The following is a 15,457-nucleotide window of genomic DNA, read 5'->3' on the forward strand; positions in this document are numbered from 1 at the left end:
AAGTCGACAGCCATTTTTATTTCCCTGTATTTTATGACGACACCGCGTTAATGTGTTATAATATTCTTGTAATTACATTTACTGGCGGGTGATTATTGTGCTTTCCTCTAATGAAAAAAAGCAACAAATGCAATATGAATTTGTATGCCTTGATGAGTTGGTCCCGGAGGACCATTTGCTACGAGTTATTCAAAAGCATGTAGACTTCTCTTTCATCCGAGAAAAAGTACGCCAATACTATTGTGAAGATAACGGTAGACCAGCCATTGATCCGGTGGTTTTATTTAAAATGATTTTCATTGGATACCTTTACGGTATCCGGTCAGAAAGACAACTCGAAAAGGAAATTCAGACGAATATCGCTTACCGCTGGTTTCTTGGCCTTTCACTAACAGATCGAGTTCCAGACCACACTACCATCAGTTGGAATCGTCGAACTCGTTTTAAAAACACAAATGTTTTCCAAGAGATTTTTGATGAAATCGTTCGCCTTGCTATCCAACATCGCATGGTTGGCGGACGTGTTTTGATAAGTGATTCCACTCATCTGAAAGCAAATGCGAACAAACGTAAATTTAAGAAGCATGTTATTGAAAAATCTAGTCGAGCCTACCTTAGTGATTTAGAAGCAGCCATTAATGAAGACCGTGAAGCACACGGAAAAAAGGATTGAAGCCTAGAGAGGATGTGAAGGAAGAAAAGGAAATCAAGGTGAGTACTACTGATCCGGACAGTGGTTACATGGTTCGTGACGGAAAGCCTGAAGGCTTTTTCTATCTCGATCATCGGACAGTCGATCATAAGTACAATATCATAACTGATGTACACGTGACTGCGGGTAACGTTCATGATTCTGTTCCTTATGTAGATCGGCTACAACACCAAATTGAGAAGTTTGGGTTTACAGATACCATTGAAGCCGTTGCATTGGATGCTGGCTATTTAACTACTCCAATCTGCAAGGCTCTGCACGATCTAAATATCTTTGCCGTCATTGGCCATCGAGCTTTTTCACCTGTTAAAGGCCTTATCGCCAAATGGCGGTTTAAATATGATCCCGAAAAGAATGTCTATATTTGCCCCCAAAAACATGAGCTTGCTTATTCGACAACTGACCGTAACGGATACAGAATGTATAAGTCAAATAAAGAAATATGTAAGGCATGTCCGATGCTCACTATGTGTACACGGTCAAAAAATCACCAAAAGGTGATAACCAGGCATGTATGGGAAGAGAGTAAAGAATGGGTTCGACAGAACCGCTTAAGTAAGTCAGGAAAATACCTATACAGGTTGAGATACCAAACGATAGAGCGAAGTTTTGCAGATGCCAAAGAACTGCATGGACTTCGCTATTGTAGGTTGCGCGGACGTGAAAATGTCCAAGAGCAAGCGTTGCTGACAGCAACCGTTCAAAATATAAAAAAGATAGCACTCCACCTTGCAAAGGCATGTTAGGTGTGGTGCTATCTAAGACTTCCAGCACTTCGTGCTCAATTTTATTGTTATGAAAGAAGAAACTCCAACATATTGTGGGGTTTCTCGACAGCCTGAGGCACGGTACCCACCGTGCCTGCTTTTGTCTCTAGCGGCAAAAGATGTGTTTGCCGATTTTTTTGATCTGTGGGCGACTCCAAATCCAGGCAGATGTGGCCGTATCCGGATTAAAGTAATAGATGGCGCCTCCAGTCGGGTCCCAACCATTGAGCGCGTCTTGTACCGCTTTTTTTGCTGTCTCGTTAGGGGTTAGCCAGATCTGTCCGTCTGCTACGGCGGTAAATGCCCGCGGTTCGAAGATGACGCCAGCGGGTGAATTCGGGAAAGCCGGATTGCGGGTTCGGTTCAGGATGACGGCGGCAACGGCGACTTGACCGACGTACGGCTCTCCGCGTGCTTCGCCATGGACGGCATTGGCCATCAGACGAATATCGTTGTCTGTAATGCCCTTGCTCCGGTAGCTGGTGTTTTTGGGGGCAGACGGCGCGGGAGCTGCTGGAGCCGGTTCGACACCCAGCTCTTCAGCGGTCGGCCGATAGCCGGTTGTGGCATTGTAGAGCTTCAGCTTTGTCTTTGGCCCTAAAATGCCGTCTACCTTTAACCCGAATTCGTACTGAAAGTTGCGCAGGGCCCAATAGCTGCGCCAGGAAAACACGCCATCGACCTTTCCTGTATAAAAGCCCAGGTATTTCAAGCGTCCCTGCATCTCTCTTACATCTTTTCCGGTAGCGCCGACGCGAACCTCTTGATTGCTGAAAGCATCTGTCCGTACCGGGGAGATCATAACAGAGGCTGTCACTGTCAAAGCAAGGGCCAAAAGGCAAAGCAGCCATTTTACAGGCTGTTTCATTCACGTTCCTCCTTTATTTCTCCTGATCTATTCACTAGGTTTTCCCGAAAAGGCTGGATACGAGTTAGTAAAATACTGGAGATTTTGCCACACTAGAAGTATCAAGGACAGGAGGTGCTTCATGCAGGTCGCCCAATATGTAACGGAGCAGCTGCGCATGTGGGGAGTCAAACACATTTACGGGGTGGCGGGTGATGCCATACTGCCGTGGCTGGATGTCATCGGGAAACAGAAAGACATCCGTTATATCGCATGCAGACATGAATCAGCAGCAGCCATGATGGCAGCGGCGGAAGCAAAATGGACTGGCAGACCGGCGGTTTGTACAGCGACCAGCGGCCCGGGGACACTGAATTTATTGAATGGACTGGCGGATGCGTATGCGGATCACGCTCCGGTTCTCGCTATCACGGGTCAGGTGGAGACGCACAAATTGGGAGGACCGTACAAGCAATATGTGCCGCAGGAAGACTTGCTTCGCCCGCTCTGCTTGTACTCTACGACCGTTGCCCACCCGGATGCCATCGGCAACGTGCTTCACCGCGCATACGTAACAGCCGGCAGTCAAAAAGGTGTCGCACATCTCGCCATCTGCAAGGATATTTTTTCACGCACGACGGTATGGCCGTTAGTAGAGACCTTGCCGCGACTGCGAACTGGCGTGGGAGTGGACAGGGGAGAGGTGGAGCATGCGGCAGAGCTGCTGCTTCAAGCGAAAAAACCGGTCATTCTGATGGGGACGGGAAGCCGTGAATCCGCCAATCTATGTCTCCAGATGGCTGAGAAAATAGGCGCAGCCTTGCTGCTTACTTTAGGTGCCAAAGGAACGGTGGATGAGGCTTATCCGCTTGTTCTGGGAGGCTTGGGCGAGGGCGGCAGCAGGGCGGGACTCGAGGCATTGGCACAAGCAGATTTGCTCGTAGCGCTGGGAGCGAGCTGGTTTCCGCGCTCCTTTATTCCGGCAGGTTTGCCGGTCGTACAGGTCGATCACAATCCGATAACTGTCCATGCCCATCCTCGACTGTTTCCTGTCACAGCAGAGCTAGGCGATGTGCTCCCCCTGTGGCTGCGCCGCCTGGAAGGAAAGTCGCCCGATTCCGGTTGGATTCAACAGGTGAAACGGTGGCACGCTTCTTTTTGGCAGGAGACAGAGCAGTTGGTCGATCAAGGAACAGACGAGCTGATCAAGCCGGAAACACTCATGCATGCCTTGTCCCAGGTTGTTGATGACAATGCCATCATCGCCCTGGATACAGGAGAACACTCCATCTGGTTCAACCGTGCGTTCCGTGGGACTGCACAATTCCCGATTTTCTCTGGAAAATGGCGGACGATGGGTTATGGCTTGCCGGCCGCGATTGCAGCCAAGCTGAACAATCCGGACCGTCAAGTAGTCGCGATCGTCGGAGACGGAGGGTTGCAAATGACGGCTGGTGAGCTGATGACAGCCGCAGCCCATAATCTCTCGTTCCCGCTGATTGTCGTAAACAATAAGACGCTGGGACTGGAAGAGTGGAAAATGGTTCAGACCGGACTTGCCCCATTTGGCACTCGACTGGAAAACCCCGACTTTGTGAAATGGGCCGAGGCTTGCGGAATCGAAGGGCGCCACGTAAGTGCCGTTCATGAACTTTTGCCTGCGCTGAAAGAGGCGATGAAATCGCAAAACATGATTCTGCTCGACATTCAGTGCACTCTCCCGACACTAACGGAGAGAAAACGAGAAATCCCCTTTCAAGCCCAAGCTACAAATGTTTATAATGAAAGAAAAGTCTGAGAATCAGGCAGTCAGACAGACAACACATAAGTAAGAAGGGTAAAGGGAGCAGGGAGGAGGGCGTGTATGGAGAGCATGCGCGGTGAGATTCGGGTAGCGGACCAAGTAGTGGCAGTCATTGCTGGAGTTGTAGCGGCTGACATTTCCGGTGTCTCGGTGCGCTCCGGTGGATTTTATCAAGATTTAGCCAAAAAGTTCGGCGGCAGCGGCAAAGGCATTTATGTCGTCGTCACAGATGGTGCTGTCACCATCGAGTTGCGGGTATCGATCAAGTATGGCATGCAGATTCACGAGGTATGCCGCCAGCTTCAGGAGAAAGTAAAGGAGACGGTGGAGTCCTTGACAGGTCTGTTTGTGGAGGCGGTAAACGTACATGTGGATGGAATTGAGATGTAGCAAAGAGGACCTGCAGAGACGGCAGGTCCTTTTCCATTCGTTTCGATCAGCGGTTTGCGTACAATTGCTTTTGCCCTTGTTCTGTCAGCTTTTGCCGACTCACTTCACGGGACACGCTCAGAAGGATCCCCGTGGATACCAGGGTCATTAGCAGGGAAGATCCGCCGTAGCTGATAAAGGGCAAGGTGACGCCAGTCAGAGGGATGAAGGACGTTACGCCACCGATGTTTACAAACGCCTGTATTCCGATCATGCTGACGATTCCGATTCCGACCAGGCTGGCGAAGGTATCATGCACTTTCAGACAGATGTGGATTCCCCGCAAGATGAACAGCAGGTACACGAGCAAGAACAGGCTTGTCCCGAAAAAGCCGAGCTCTTCGGAAATGATCGCAAAAATAAAATCTGTATGCGCTTCAGGCAAATACAAATATTTCTGTATGCTTTTGCCAAATCCGGTACCGGTCAGCCCTCCGTGGGCAATGGCAATGAGCGATTGCTTGATATGGTATCCCGTACCTAGAGGGTCGCTCCAAGGATCGAGAAAAGAAGTCAGCCGGTTCCAGGCGTGGTCCTTCTTCTTGACATAAGCGAATACGGCAAGAGAAGTGACCGGAAACCCGATCATAAACAGATGGCCAATCCGCGCACCGCCGCAAATCATGACGACGATCGCCGTGCCGAGCAGGATCGCTGCCGATCCCATGTCAGGCTGTACCATGATCAGGATAAAAAATGCGCCGGTGACAACGAGCGGGGGCATAAGGCCCTTTTTCAAATCCCGGAAGCCATCGCCTTTTTTGGAGATAATCGCTGCCAAGTACAGAATCAGGCCCAATTTGGCAAACTCAGCCGGCTGCAAATTGACTGACCCGAAACTAAACCAGGACCGCGCCCCTTTCGCATCGTTACCAATACCTGGAATGATAACGAGCAGCAGCGACAGAAAACTGACAAAGACTATTAACAGAAAGTTCCGTTTGTAGAAAGAAAACGGTATGTTCATCGTGATCAGCATTCCGAATATGCCCAGAAGCAGCCACATCGCTTGCCTTTTCACGAAATACAGTTCGTCGCCGCCGCAAATTTTGCAGCCGTTGGATGTAAAGCTTGTCAGGGCATATATCGAGCTTGAGCTCAACACCATTGTGATGCCAAAACCTACCAAGAGAGCGGTTAACAACAGCAACAAAAAGTCGGGGACTCCCCGTGTTTTCATGAGAGAAACCTCCCCCTTGACGTGAAACAGAGAGGGGATGCCTCTCTGTTCTTAGGACGCAAATAGCTGGATGCAGTTGGATTAATAAGCAGAAAGCTTCTCGTTCAATACCTGCAGCTTGCGTTTTGCTGTCTGTACGACCGAATCCGGAATCGGGGAATCGTAATCCAATCCATGAGGGAACAAGTGTCTGCCCATGTAAGGGTCCTCGAGCTTCAAAACAGCGTGGCTGTCTTCCAGTTTTCCCTCGATTGCATTGGCTTCGATTCGCAGGTAGTAGTTGTTGCCTTTATCTTTCAGTTGATAATCGTATGTAGCGTGTTTGTAATCCCAAGCTCCGCGAACAAACCCCAGGTCACTCATGTAATGATCCAGATCGGCGAGCATGACTTCCTTGTTGCCGATTCCTGTGTCCTTGATAACCATTGATTTTCCTCCTACAAATGGTAAGTTATTCACTACCTTATATTAGTCTGTTTTCGGAAAGAGCGCAATGGATAAGTCGTGTCTCTGGCAGGATGCCACTTTTCCCAATTTATGGTATACTAGGTAACTACAATAGGTGAGCTCCACAAGGGTGGTCGGTTCATCCCCGTTTTGGAAAGGGGGTGATAGCATGACAGTATATGAAGCACTAAGTCTGATGGTAGCGTTCGGGACCTTAGTCTTAATGCTGTCAACCAGTAAAAAGAAGTAGACCTCCCTTGAGCCTGACAGCCGGGAGGTCGACACCGAGAAGTGAGAGCCGCCCCCCAAATGGGGAACAACTATTGTATCCATCGACCGTATGGGTGCTGGTCCACCCTGCGGTCTTTTTTTGAAAAGCTCTCGGTGTGCGATGCCTTCGCAGACACCACCCTACCATCTTACCACACCGCTTGGAGACTTTCCTAGTCGGAATTCGGGGCGGCTCGTCCAACACGCATGAAACCTTTTTTGCCCGGACAAACTACAATTGTTATCAGCAAAAAGGAGGAGAGAAAGATGGCAAAAGTGGAAAATCGGACGCTGCGTGAAATTATGACAAAAGATGTGGCAACAGTGACCCTTAAAGATAATGTCTATGAAGTGGCTTGCAAGATGCGTGACTGGAATGTCGGCGTCATCCCCGTTGTCGATGAGAAAGATGACGTGATCGGCGTGATTACAGACCGTGACATCGTAATTCGCGGCTTGGCGGAAAAACGCGAGGGCTCCGCTGCCGTTGAAAACGTAATGACCCGCGATATTATTATGGGTCAACCAGGAATGACTGTCGACGAGGCAGCCAAAATTATGGCCAAGCACCAAATCCGCCGTCTGCCTGTCGTAGAGAACGGAAAGCTGGTCGGCATCGTCGCGCTCGGAGATATGGCTGTCCGCCAAGTGCATCATGACGAAGCGTCCGAAGCCCTCTCCCAAATCTCCGAACCGCTCGGCAATGTGTGATTCCCAACAGATACACTGACGGAAATAAAGGGAAAAGAAAGAGGCTGTCACTGGCGGCAGCCTCTTTTTTTGTTCAGATAAGAACCCTTTACTCTTCCGTTGCGGAAAGGTTTACAATGAGAGGAGAAAGCATGAGAGGAAGAAGAACGTGCAGATCAAGGAAATGGCTGAACGCTTGCAAATCACAGCCCGGGCAATCCGTTTCTATGAGGAAAAAGGGCTGATTTCGCCAAAAAAGGCAGAGCATTCGGGCTACCGCTTATTTTCCGAAGAGGATGTATGGAGGCTTCAGACGATTATCACCTTGAGAGAAGTGGGCATGCCGATCGAAGACATTCGGGAACTGCTGAATCGGATTGACAAAGAAAAAGAGAGCTTGCTTCATTACTTGGAGATCCAACGTTCCTGCATGTATGACCAGTGGATCGAGCTTAGCAGAGTCATTCAAACGACCGAGCAGATGATTGGCCGTATCAAGCAACAAAAAGGAATCGATCCGGCAGCCTTGTTCGAATTGGCTGAGGGGAACAAACGGCTGCGCCAGATGAGAAACAACTGGGTGGATCGGTGGAATTTCAACCAGATTGCGGATTATTACGATATATCGGTAAACGAGAATAAACAGGGCTTTTACCCTTATGAAGACTATGAGCTTGTACTGCAGGAAGTCGTCCATGCAACTGCTCCCTGCCCGGATGAGGTTGGTTTGGACGCAGGAACAGGGACGGGCAACCTGGCAAAGCTGTTTCGGGAAAAAGGAGTACAAATGAGCGCGTTTGATCAAGCTCCCCAGATGCTCAAGCAGTGCCAAAAGAAAAACCCGGGCATGGAAACAAAGCTGGGCACTTTTTTTGCCTTTCCCTATTTTGGCGGCATGTTTGACTTCGTCGTCACCAGCTTTGCACTCCATCATTTGACTGATGATCAGAAGACGCTTGCTCTGGCTGAATGCAAGCGGGTATTGAAGCCAGGGGGGCGCCTGGTGATAGCCGACTCGATGTTTGCCGACGAGGAGCATAGAGCTTTGCACATTCGGGCGCTTCTTCAGGCCGGACGAAAGGAGGCCGTAGCAGAGATCGAGGATGAATACTACGCGGATCGCAGCAAGCTGGTGCAAAATTTGCAAGAGCTTGGTTTTAGGGTCCAGGCCCGGCAATTGACCACCTATGTCCATTTAATCGAAGCAAAGCTGATGTGAGTCGGCCTTCGCGACGCCATGCCAAGCTTCGCAATTGCAGGCCATCCTCTGCAACTTTTGGGCTCATCCCCGCTGACATCCGCCCTTTCTGCTGCATAGGCTGTAACGAGAAGGAAAGGGGGACCTCTGCTATGGGGTTGTTCGATAATTTTTTTGACCGGGATAATGATGAGCTTCTGTGGATCATCATCGTTGTAGTGGTACTGCTTTTCTTGTTTAACAGCGAACGCGACTGACAAAAAAGAATAGGTCTCGTTGCAGTTTGACGAGAAGAACAAAACGACCTTGGAGACAGGTCGTTTTTTGTTTGAAGATTTTTTGACATATGCACATATGTTCGCAATCTATGATTGACCACTCTTCGGGCTTCCGGTACGCTGGTAAGCAGCATCAGAGAAAAGGAGATGGCAAGATCATGAAACGTCTGAGCGCCTGGCTCGTTATCATGGCGTGCCTTTTGTACGCATGTGCAGCGCCAGAAGGGCCAAAGCCGAACGGCGAAATGACAACTACCGTAAAACGGGTAGTGGACGGCGATACTTTCGAAATCGCAACCGGGGAAAAGGTGCGCCTGATCGGGGTGGATACACCCGAAACGGTAAAGCCCAACCATCCCGTAGAGCCTTATGGAAAAGAAGCAAGCAACTTTACGAAAGAACTGCTTACAGGCCAAGAGGTGCGCCTTGTTTTTGACGTGGAGCCGCATGACCGATACAAACGGTTGCTCGCCTATGTCTATTTAATGGATGGCACGTTCGTCAATGAAAAATTGGTAAAAGAAGGCTATGCCAGAATTATGACGATCCCCCCGAATGTAGCCAAAGCGGACGTGTTTCTCGAAGCAGAGCGGGAAGCGCGGGAACACAATCGAGGGCTTTGGGGATTGGAACTGTCAAACGGAAAAGCGGAATCCAAAAACGGAAATGCAACATCGAAAAACGGTGCCAATTCCTCCAAGGACAAGGCTTCTGAATCGAAAGATAAGGCTTCCGATTCCAATGAAAAGACTGGACAACCCAAAAACAGTGCCGGCGAAACGAACAACCAGAATACCGAACAAGCGGAAACACCCCCTGCAGGAAAGCTGATTAAAGGAAACATCAATTCCAAAGGGGATAAAATCTATCATGTGCCTGGGTCGCGAAATTACGACCAGACCAAGGCGGAAGTCTGGTTTGCAACAGAAGAGGAAGCGCAAGCAGCGGGCTATCGTGCGCCAAAGCGCTGACCATCAGGAATACGGCAACGCAGGTTAGGGAAAAATGGGGATGATTGTCTCTGAAAGGAGTGTCCCCATGAAAAAAGAAAAATCCATGCGTCTGGTTTATCGCCTGCTGCTCCTGATTGGTGTCGTCGCCGTGATCGAGTTTGCCCTCTACGGCACGCGAGATGCGGAGACGGGAGGAGTCAAACAAGCGGCGGAACAGCCCGAGAAGGCCCCTACGCTAGAGGTGACGCACAGTCTGCAGAAAAACGACCTCCACCTGAAGATGAAGGTGACAGGCTTCACGTATTCAATCGAGAATATGGGCAAGGAAAACCGGCCTGGCGAGGGCCATATTCACATCTATCTGGATGGGAAAAAAGTCGCCAAAGCGTTTGAAGACAATTATATCGTAAAAAATATTCCCAGCGGCTCGCATGACGTCGTCGTAGAGCTGGCGCATAACAATCACGAGTCATACGGCATCAAGCAAGAGTTCCGGGTTGAGGTAAAGCCCTAGAGGAAGGCGCAAATAATCGGGCACAAAAGCAGAAAGCCGACATCCGGCACTGGCGCTGGATCGTCGGCTTTTCTATTCTCGTTATTCCTAAAAACTAGCGGAACAATACGGTTACTTGTGCTTGCTTGTCTGGGACAGAAACGACCAAGGTCGGATAGCTGATGACCTGCGTCGCCATGGAACCGGCAGCAGGCTTTTGCTCGCGGACATGGATGACATACCCGTGTGTCCCTTTGCGTTCCACCTTGTCAGCAACCAATCGGTACCCGCCTGTAGGACGTTTTCCGGCACCGATGACGACATACGTTTTTTGATCGGCGCGGACGACAGAGTGACCGCCGTTTTTCCGAACCGAACGAAGCGCATCCTGTACCGCTGGCGGATACGGGGCCGATACGCTTTGCAATTCATCTGCGCCTACCACAGCAGCTTGTGTTGGGGTAGGATGATCTATATGGAACGGTTGGCCTGTCAATGACAAAGATGCAGCCAAAAGTAAACTGTACCATGCGTGTAACACAGGCATCCCTCCTAGATGTAGTTTTATCAATTGAGCAAACGAGGTGAACGGCGTGCGCATCCTGCAGGGTGTCGAGTTTCTTTCACAAACAACCCAAGAGCATATGCTAGAAGAGCATGCCAAACGTTTCGGCATCAAGGACGGTCGGACATTGACTGACCTGTTGACCGATCCGCTCTTTATCGATACATACTGGAAACAAGCCGACGATAGCGAAAAAAAGGTAATCCGTCTTTTTGTCACTACTGCGGCAAGAGGATTTTTGCGTAAAAAAGACTGGGAAAAGATCGTTTTGCACCAGGGGCGAATACTGTCGGTCGGGTTAAATAAGCTTCGCCGACTCGGATTCATTCTCACCGTCCGAAAAATGTGGGGTGAGATCGGCTACATGATGCCGAAGGAAGTGAGAGAAAGGCTTACCCTTTGTCTCATCACCGAACGTCATTGTACGCCTGCTCCTGCAAAGACGCTCCCTTATTATATAACGGCAGGCAGGGGGATACATCTGGATCTTTTTGGCGTCCTCTCCTTTTTACGGGAAACGGATGTTCCTCTGACCGTGAAGGGCAGTATTCACCGGCGAATTCTCCAGAAAATGACGCCGCTGCTTACACTTTCCGATGAACATGTCGAGGGATGGGCAAGCTATTCGATCCCCGAATCAAAGGAAGGTGAAATGGCGCTTGCGGTCGTGATCGACTTGGCGATCCGGCTTGGATTGATTCGCGCCCGGGGAGGTCAGCTTGTCCTGGAGAAGCAAAGCGTTGCCAAGTGGCTGGAAAAAGGCCAGGAGGCAAGGTGGAACGAGCTTTTTCAACTGATTGCGGAGGAGTATTTGCCGCATGACAGCTGGTGGGATGGACTGCTTGTACTGATGATGGAGAGTAAATCCGACGAATGGCATAGTATAAATGATCAGATCAAGACATTGGCTGACACAGGCTTCCGCGTTCCGGATGATGCTGCCAGTTTGGCAGTAACCAGATGGCTCCACCTGCTGCTCGGTTTCGGTTGGCTGCATATGGGAACGACAGCCGAGGGAGAGGTGTACTGGCGTTGGAACAGCCTGCCTCGCCTGGCGATTGAGGAGCGCTGGTTTATCGATCCTGCAGGAGTCTTGACGATACCGCCGCTCGTTCCGCTGAAAGCTGTGTGGGAGGTCAGCAGGTTTTGCCCGCTGGTCTTCACCGGGGATTTGATTCAAGGCGAGCTGCAGGCAAAGCCGCTGCAGTCCTATCTGGCGGCTGGGGGAAAAGAAGAAGATGCCATGGACATCCTGCAGCAGTATTGCGCTCATCCACTGCCTGAATCGATCGGGCAGATGATCCGGCAGTGGGGAAGGGAGGCCCGTCAGATTCAGTTCGAACCGATGGTCAGGGTCCGTACTGCACATCCCGGGATTTTGGAGGAGCTGAAGACCCTTGAACAGTTTCGTCCTTTCCTCGGATTCCCAATTTCCTCGACCGATTTTCTGATCGCACCGGAGCAGGAAAAGGAAGTAACCGCGCTGTTGCGAAAATACGGATACACTCCGTATATGCCCAAAAAATCTACAGAAGATCAGGCTGCTCGCAGTCATGCCGCGGAAGGGGGGCCTGACGGGCTATTCACGATCCCCCGCCCTTGGGATGGGTTTGCTGTTGAAAATACCTTCCCGGATAGCCTGGAGGGCATGCATCAGCTTTCTTCGTTGCCGAAGATGTGGACCCAGCATTTTCAATCATACCACCCGCAGACGATGCGCACGCTGCTGCAGCGGGCATCCGAGCTGGGATTGGAGATCGAAGCGGAGATGCAGGACAAAAAGGTAAGGGCGGGAATTCCGCGCTAAGTATCGATTGAAATGGGTTATTGGTATGTTTTTCTGGAAGTGGGAAACAAAAAACAAAGATGCCGTCTGGACGACATTCATCGGGTGCGCATTGTACTGCCCGAATATCTGTACTAGCCCGCTTGCTTCGTGGTACAATAAGAGGCGACTTACGTATAAACAAAGGAGGTCTCGATGATGGAAGCGTTGAAAACAGTGGATATGACTGAGCTCATTATCCATTCGCATGAGCTGTCGACGATGATCAACCAGTCCCGCGAGGTCTCAGAATATATCCTTGCCAAACAGGCCATGGAGGCAGACGAGGAAGCGCAAAGGCTGCTCGCCCTGTTTGAGCGGAAAAAAGACCAGTACGAGGATGTGCAGCGGTTCGGGAAATATCATCCCGATTACGATCAAATATCGAAAGAAATCCGGCAGTTGAAGCGTTCGATCGAAATGCTGGATTCTGTCCAGGCATTCAAACGAGCAGAGGACAGCCTTGACCAGCTTTTGTACGAGGTCAGCCGAACCATCGCGGATTCCGTGTCGAGCTCGATTAAAGTGCCCAGCAATAATCCGTTTCTGGAAGCGAAGAGCAGCGGTTGCGGCGGCGGCGGAAGCTGCGGCTGCAGCATCAAGAAACATTCATGACCATTTAGAGCGCAAGAGGTAGCAATCGTCACACAAATTTCCGCAGCAAAATTTCTTGTCCTCGGGAATGAGAAAACGAAATCGGAAGACCCGCTCCATACCCGCCGTCCGGACATACGTACATTCTGGGTGTATGATTGTCCCGGATGCAATTCGCTCCCCCGCCTCCGTCAAATAATCGCCAAGCTGCGGAGGAGGGAGCGGACTGGTTACATACAAAAAGCGGTTGCCGGCGTATTCGCGAAAGTAGGCATGAAGGACGACACCCTCATCTCGAAGCAAGCAAACAAGTTGAGCATAAAGCTGATCGATAAGCATGTGATGATCTACCTCCGTTTTCATGGAGCCGATACATCCTATTCTACCTTGCAAGGAAAGGAGCACGACGACCGTTATGAGAGAAAGACGTCTGGGAGTTGCGGTATGGGTAAAAAACCCGCGTGCTGCCAAGAATTTACGCAAATTTGGAACCATTCATTACATCTCCAAGCGGTTAAATTACGTCTCGATGTATGTGGATGCCGACCAAATCGACGACATCATCCGCACGATGGAACGGCTTCATTTTGTGACGAAGATCGAGCGTTCCCATCGTCACGAGATTCCGATTGAATACAACAATGCCAAGCCAGACAAGGCGAAGGAATACGATTATAAGCAAGAGAAGCATCAGTTGATGGCCCTGGCCGATACCCTTCTGGGGGAAGACAGTTTGCAGCCGGCAGGAGCCTCGACAGAATCAGTGCACTAAGCTGCCACATTTCGGCAGCTTTTTTGCTTTTGCTGGACCCCCGTACGTGATATGCTAAACAATAGATACAACCCTGTAATGATGCGAATGTTTGCGCTTTCATTGGCATCAAATAGAGAGAAAAGGGAAGGGCGGGTGCGTGATGATACGTTTGGATATTAACTGCGACCTGGCAGAAGGATACGGTCGGGGACGCCAAGCTGAAGATTTGGGGATCATGAAGTGGATAACGTCCGTGAACATTGCATGCGGACTTCATGCCGGAGATCCTCATATTATTGCCAGGACCGTAGAGGCGGCGATTCGGAACGGAGTCAAGATCGGTGCCCATCCAGGCTATCCGGATGTTCAGGGCTTTGGCCGCCGTTCGATGAATCTGTCTGTACGAGAAGTATACGAGCTGGTTCTGTATCAAGTGTCTGCTCTCGACGGAGTCAGCCGCGCGCTTGGCGGGGAGCTTCACCACGTAAAACTTCACGGGGCGCTCTACAACGAAGCGGCGGAAAGCCCGGAGCTGGCCGAGGCGGTGGCTCGTGCTGTTTCTGATATTAATGAAGAACTGATTTTGTACGCCTTGTCGGGAAGTGCTCTGGTCGAAGCTGGTCTGGAATACGGCCTCCAGGTGGCAGAAGAAGTATTTGCTGATCGAGCGTATTTGCCAAATGGACGACTGGCGCCGCGTGAATTGGAAGGCAGTGTGCTGATCAGCAAAGAAGAGCAGATGGAGCAGACCAGGCAACTGGTTCTGAATCAAAAGGTGCAGACGGTCGATGGAACGAGCATCGCATTGGCCGCGGATACGCTGTGTGTGCACTGCGAGAGTCCGGACGTGCTCCAATTTTTGATCGAACTGCATCGTTGGGCTAAACAAAACGATGTGAAGCTGGAAGCGATCACCCCACGCTAACATAAAGAAGCTCAGAATTGGAAAAAGCAAAGCCATGCCTGCTCTGTGCCGTCTTAGGACGGCTGGGGCTGGCATGGCTTTTTTAATCGAGGCTCCAGTGGCCGTCTCTATTGGTCAGGATGAGATCACCCAGCCGTTCCGCTTCGTCCCGGTCGTGGGTCACCAAAAGAAAGGGGATGCGCCACTTCTCGTGAATGCGCAGCAATTCAGCCTGACACTGGCGTCTCGTATCCGCGTCCAGGGCTGATAGCGGCTCATCCAACAACAAAATATCGGGCTTGGTCGCGAGCGCTCTGACCAAGGCCACTCTTTGCTTCTGTCCGCCCGACAATTGATGGGGATATTTTTGCAGGAGATGGTCAATCCCTACCGACTGCAGCAGCTCCTCTACTTGCCCCTGAGCATCCCGCTGCATGCCGTAGCGGATATTTTTTTCCACCGTCATATGCGGAAAGAGGGCGTAATCCTGAAACAGGTAGCCGACATTCCGCTTCTGTACAGGCAGCTTGATGCTGTCTTTGTGATCGAAAAAAAGACGGTCAGCCAGCCGGATCGTTCCATACTCGGGGTGAGCAAGCCCGGCTATGCAATTCAATATCGTTGTTTTTCCCGAGCCCGACGGTCCGAACAAGACGAGAATCTCATCCTTTACCGCAAACCGGGCGGACAACTGAAATTCCGGCAGACTTTTTTGAAAGTCGACTTGCAGCATGTTCCATCCCTCTC

18 protein-coding genes are annotated in these 15,457 nt (G+C 50.6%); 12 read left to right on the forward strand and 6 right to left on the reverse strand.

The window, feature by feature from the left end; translation table 11 throughout:
- The first annotated feature begins 127 nt into the window (after positions 1-127).
- Positions 128-1,458, forward strand: a protein-coding gene (locus NSQ24_RS11205; protein ID WP_122958896.1) for an IS1182 family transposase whose coding sequence is annotated in 2 segments (ribosomal slippage) — positions 128-668 and positions 668-1,458 — 1,332 coding nt in all. Because the reading frame shifts where the segments join, the coding sequence is not laid out codon by codon here.
- Between the two features lie 127 nt (positions 1,459-1,585).
- Here the strand turns inward: NSQ24_RS11205 and sleB are convergent.
- Positions 1,586-2,347 (reverse strand): spore cortex-lytic enzyme, encoded by a 762-nt coding sequence (gene sleB / locus NSQ24_RS11210; RefSeq protein ID WP_003387330.1) that lies wholly within the window; start codon positions 2,345-2,347, stop codon positions 1,586-1,588.
- Positions 2,348-2,468: 121 nt separating this feature from the next.
- On the opposite strand from sleB, the gene NSQ24_RS11215 reads away from it, so the two are divergent.
- Positions 2,469-4,124, forward strand: coding sequence for a thiamine pyrophosphate-binding protein (locus NSQ24_RS11215; RefSeq protein WP_339167807.1), 1,656 nt, complete (start codon positions 2,469-2,471; stop codon positions 4,122-4,124).
- A 66-nt stretch (positions 4,125-4,190) separates the two neighbouring features.
- Positions 4,191-4,520, forward strand: a complete 330-nt coding sequence (locus NSQ24_RS11220; RefSeq protein ID WP_003387328.1) for an Asp23/Gls24 family envelope stress response protein — start codon at positions 4,191-4,193, stop codon at positions 4,518-4,520.
- Positions 4,521-4,566: 46 nt separating this feature from the next.
- Here NSQ24_RS11220 and ftsW read toward each other — a convergent pair whose 3' ends face one another.
- Positions 4,567-5,739 (reverse strand): putative lipid II flippase FtsW, encoded by a 1,173-nt coding sequence (gene ftsW, locus NSQ24_RS11225; RefSeq protein WP_327927277.1) that lies wholly within the window; start codon positions 5,737-5,739, stop codon positions 4,567-4,569.
- Between the two features lie 81 nt (positions 5,740-5,820).
- On the reverse strand, positions 5,821-6,165 hold the full coding sequence (locus NSQ24_RS11230; RefSeq protein WP_003387325.1) for a YugN family protein: 345 nt from the start codon (positions 6,163-6,165) through the stop codon (positions 5,821-5,823).
- A gap of 190 nt (positions 6,166-6,355) precedes the next feature.
- Between NSQ24_RS11230 and NSQ24_RS11235 the strand changes: the two genes are divergently transcribed.
- The 5 genes from NSQ24_RS11235 (at position 6,356) to NSQ24_RS11255 (ending at position 10,089) form a co-directional block, all read left to right on the forward strand.
- On the forward strand, positions 6,356-6,436 hold the full coding sequence (locus NSQ24_RS11235; protein WP_221175483.1) for a putative holin-like toxin: 81 nt from the start codon (positions 6,356-6,358) through the stop codon (positions 6,434-6,436).
- A 287-nt stretch (positions 6,437-6,723) separates the two neighbouring features.
- Positions 6,724-7,167: a CBS domain-containing protein gene (locus NSQ24_RS11240; RefSeq protein WP_003387324.1), complete on the forward strand. Its 444-nt coding sequence runs from the start codon at positions 6,724-6,726 to the stop codon at positions 7,165-7,167.
- 148 nt (positions 7,168-7,315) lie between these two features.
- Positions 7,316-8,365: a MerR family transcriptional regulator gene (locus NSQ24_RS11245; RefSeq protein ID WP_031931789.1), complete on the forward strand. Its 1,050-nt coding sequence runs from the start codon at positions 7,316-7,318 to the stop codon at positions 8,363-8,365.
- A 415-nt stretch (positions 8,366-8,780) separates the two neighbouring features.
- Entirely contained in the window at positions 8,781-9,593 is an 813-nt protein-coding gene (locus NSQ24_RS11250) for a thermonuclease family protein (protein WP_122958433.1), read from the forward strand.
- Between the two features lie 67 nt (positions 9,594-9,660).
- The gene (locus tag NSQ24_RS11255) at positions 9,661-10,089 is read left to right on the forward strand and encodes a hypothetical protein (RefSeq protein ID WP_003387321.1); all 429 of its coding nucleotides are present in this window, start codon (positions 9,661-9,663) and stop codon (positions 10,087-10,089) included.
- Between the two features lie 94 nt (positions 10,090-10,183).
- Here the strand turns inward: NSQ24_RS11255 and NSQ24_RS11260 are convergent, their stop codons facing one another.
- Entirely contained in the window at positions 10,184-10,609 is a 426-nt protein-coding gene (locus NSQ24_RS11260; protein WP_003387320.1) for a protease complex subunit PrcB family protein, read from the reverse strand.
- Between the two features lie 52 nt (positions 10,610-10,661).
- On the opposite strand from NSQ24_RS11260, the gene NSQ24_RS11265 reads away from it, so the two are divergent.
- Entirely contained in the window at positions 10,662-12,440 is a 1,779-nt protein-coding gene (locus tag NSQ24_RS11265; protein ID WP_339167811.1) for a hypothetical protein, read from the forward strand.
- A 177-nt stretch (positions 12,441-12,617) separates the two neighbouring features.
- Positions 12,618-13,073, forward strand: a complete 456-nt coding sequence (locus NSQ24_RS11270) for a YlbF family regulator (protein ID WP_003387318.1) — start codon at positions 12,618-12,620, stop codon at positions 13,071-13,073.
- On the opposite strand, the gene NSQ24_RS11275 is transcribed toward NSQ24_RS11270, so the two are convergent.
- On the reverse strand, positions 13,068-13,415 hold the full coding sequence (locus tag NSQ24_RS11275) for a hypothetical protein (RefSeq protein WP_003387317.1): 348 nt from the start codon (positions 13,413-13,415) through the stop codon (positions 13,068-13,070). The two genes, NSQ24_RS11270 and NSQ24_RS11275, sit on opposite strands and share 6 nt — an antisense overlap.
- Positions 13,416-13,467: 52 nt before the next feature.
- On the opposite strand from NSQ24_RS11275, the gene NSQ24_RS11280 reads away from it, so the two are divergent.
- Positions 13,468-13,824: a DUF2129 domain-containing protein gene (locus NSQ24_RS11280; protein WP_003387315.1), complete on the forward strand. Its 357-nt coding sequence runs from the start codon at positions 13,468-13,470 to the stop codon at positions 13,822-13,824.
- A 142-nt stretch (positions 13,825-13,966) separates the two neighbouring features.
- Positions 13,967-14,731, forward strand: coding sequence for a 5-oxoprolinase subunit PxpA (locus tag NSQ24_RS11285; protein ID WP_024984885.1), 765 nt, complete (start codon positions 13,967-13,969; stop codon positions 14,729-14,731).
- Positions 14,732-14,813: 82 nt separating this feature from the next.
- On the opposite strand, the gene NSQ24_RS11290 is transcribed toward NSQ24_RS11285, so the two are convergent.
- Positions 14,814-15,443, reverse strand: a complete 630-nt coding sequence (locus NSQ24_RS11290; RefSeq protein WP_031931792.1) for an ATP-binding cassette domain-containing protein — start codon at positions 15,441-15,443, stop codon at positions 14,814-14,816.
- Between the last annotated feature and the right edge of the window lie 14 nt (positions 15,444-15,457).

The sequence above is a fragment of the Brevibacillus sp. FSL L8-0520 genome (assembly GCF_037963895.1).
Classification (GTDB): domain Bacteria; phylum Bacillota; class Bacilli; order Brevibacillales; family Brevibacillaceae; genus Brevibacillus; species Brevibacillus borstelensis.

What these genes read in the sequence shown, in the direction of transcription:
- sleB (WP_003387330.1), bottom strand. Translation starts at nt 2,347, where the DNA reads ATGAAACAGCCTGTAAAATGGCTGCTTTGCCTTTTGGCCCTTGCTTTG.
- NSQ24_RS11215 (WP_339167807.1), top strand. Translation starts at nt 2,469, where the DNA reads ATGCAGGTCGCCCAATATGTAACGGAGCAGCTGCGCATGTGGGGAGTC.
- NSQ24_RS11220 (WP_003387328.1), top strand. Translation starts at nt 4,191, where the DNA reads ATGGAGAGCATGCGCGGTGAGATTCGGGTAGCGGACCAAGTAGTGGCA.
- ftsW (WP_327927277.1), bottom strand. Translation starts at nt 5,739, where the DNA reads ATGAAAACACGGGGAGTCCCCGACTTTTTGTTGCTGTTGTTAACCGCT.
- NSQ24_RS11230 (WP_003387325.1), bottom strand. Translation starts at nt 6,165, where the DNA reads ATGGTTATCAAGGACACAGGAATCGGCAACAAGGAAGTCATGCTCGCC.
- NSQ24_RS11235 (WP_221175483.1), top strand. Translation starts at nt 6,356, where the DNA reads ATGACAGTATATGAAGCACTAAGTCTGATGGTAGCGTTCGGGACCTTA.
- NSQ24_RS11240 (WP_003387324.1), top strand. Translation starts at nt 6,724, where the DNA reads ATGGCAAAAGTGGAAAATCGGACGCTGCGTGAAATTATGACAAAAGAT.
- NSQ24_RS11250 (WP_122958433.1), top strand. Translation starts at nt 8,781, where the DNA reads ATGAAACGTCTGAGCGCCTGGCTCGTTATCATGGCGTGCCTTTTGTAC.
- NSQ24_RS11255 (WP_003387321.1), top strand. Translation starts at nt 9,661, where the DNA reads ATGAAAAAAGAAAAATCCATGCGTCTGGTTTATCGCCTGCTGCTCCTG.
- NSQ24_RS11270 (WP_003387318.1), top strand. Translation starts at nt 12,618, where the DNA reads ATGGAAGCGTTGAAAACAGTGGATATGACTGAGCTCATTATCCATTCG.
- NSQ24_RS11275 (WP_003387317.1), bottom strand. Translation starts at nt 13,415, where the DNA reads ATGAAAACGGAGGTAGATCATCACATGCTTATCGATCAGCTTTATGCT.
- NSQ24_RS11280 (WP_003387315.1), top strand. Translation starts at nt 13,468, where the DNA reads ATGAGAGAAAGACGTCTGGGAGTTGCGGTATGGGTAAAAAACCCGCGT.
- NSQ24_RS11285 (WP_024984885.1), top strand. Translation starts at nt 13,967, where the DNA reads ATGATACGTTTGGATATTAACTGCGACCTGGCAGAAGGATACGGTCGG.
- NSQ24_RS11290 (WP_031931792.1), bottom strand. Translation starts at nt 15,443, where the DNA reads ATGCTGCAAGTCGACTTTCAAAAAAGTCTGCCGGAATTTCAGTTGTCC.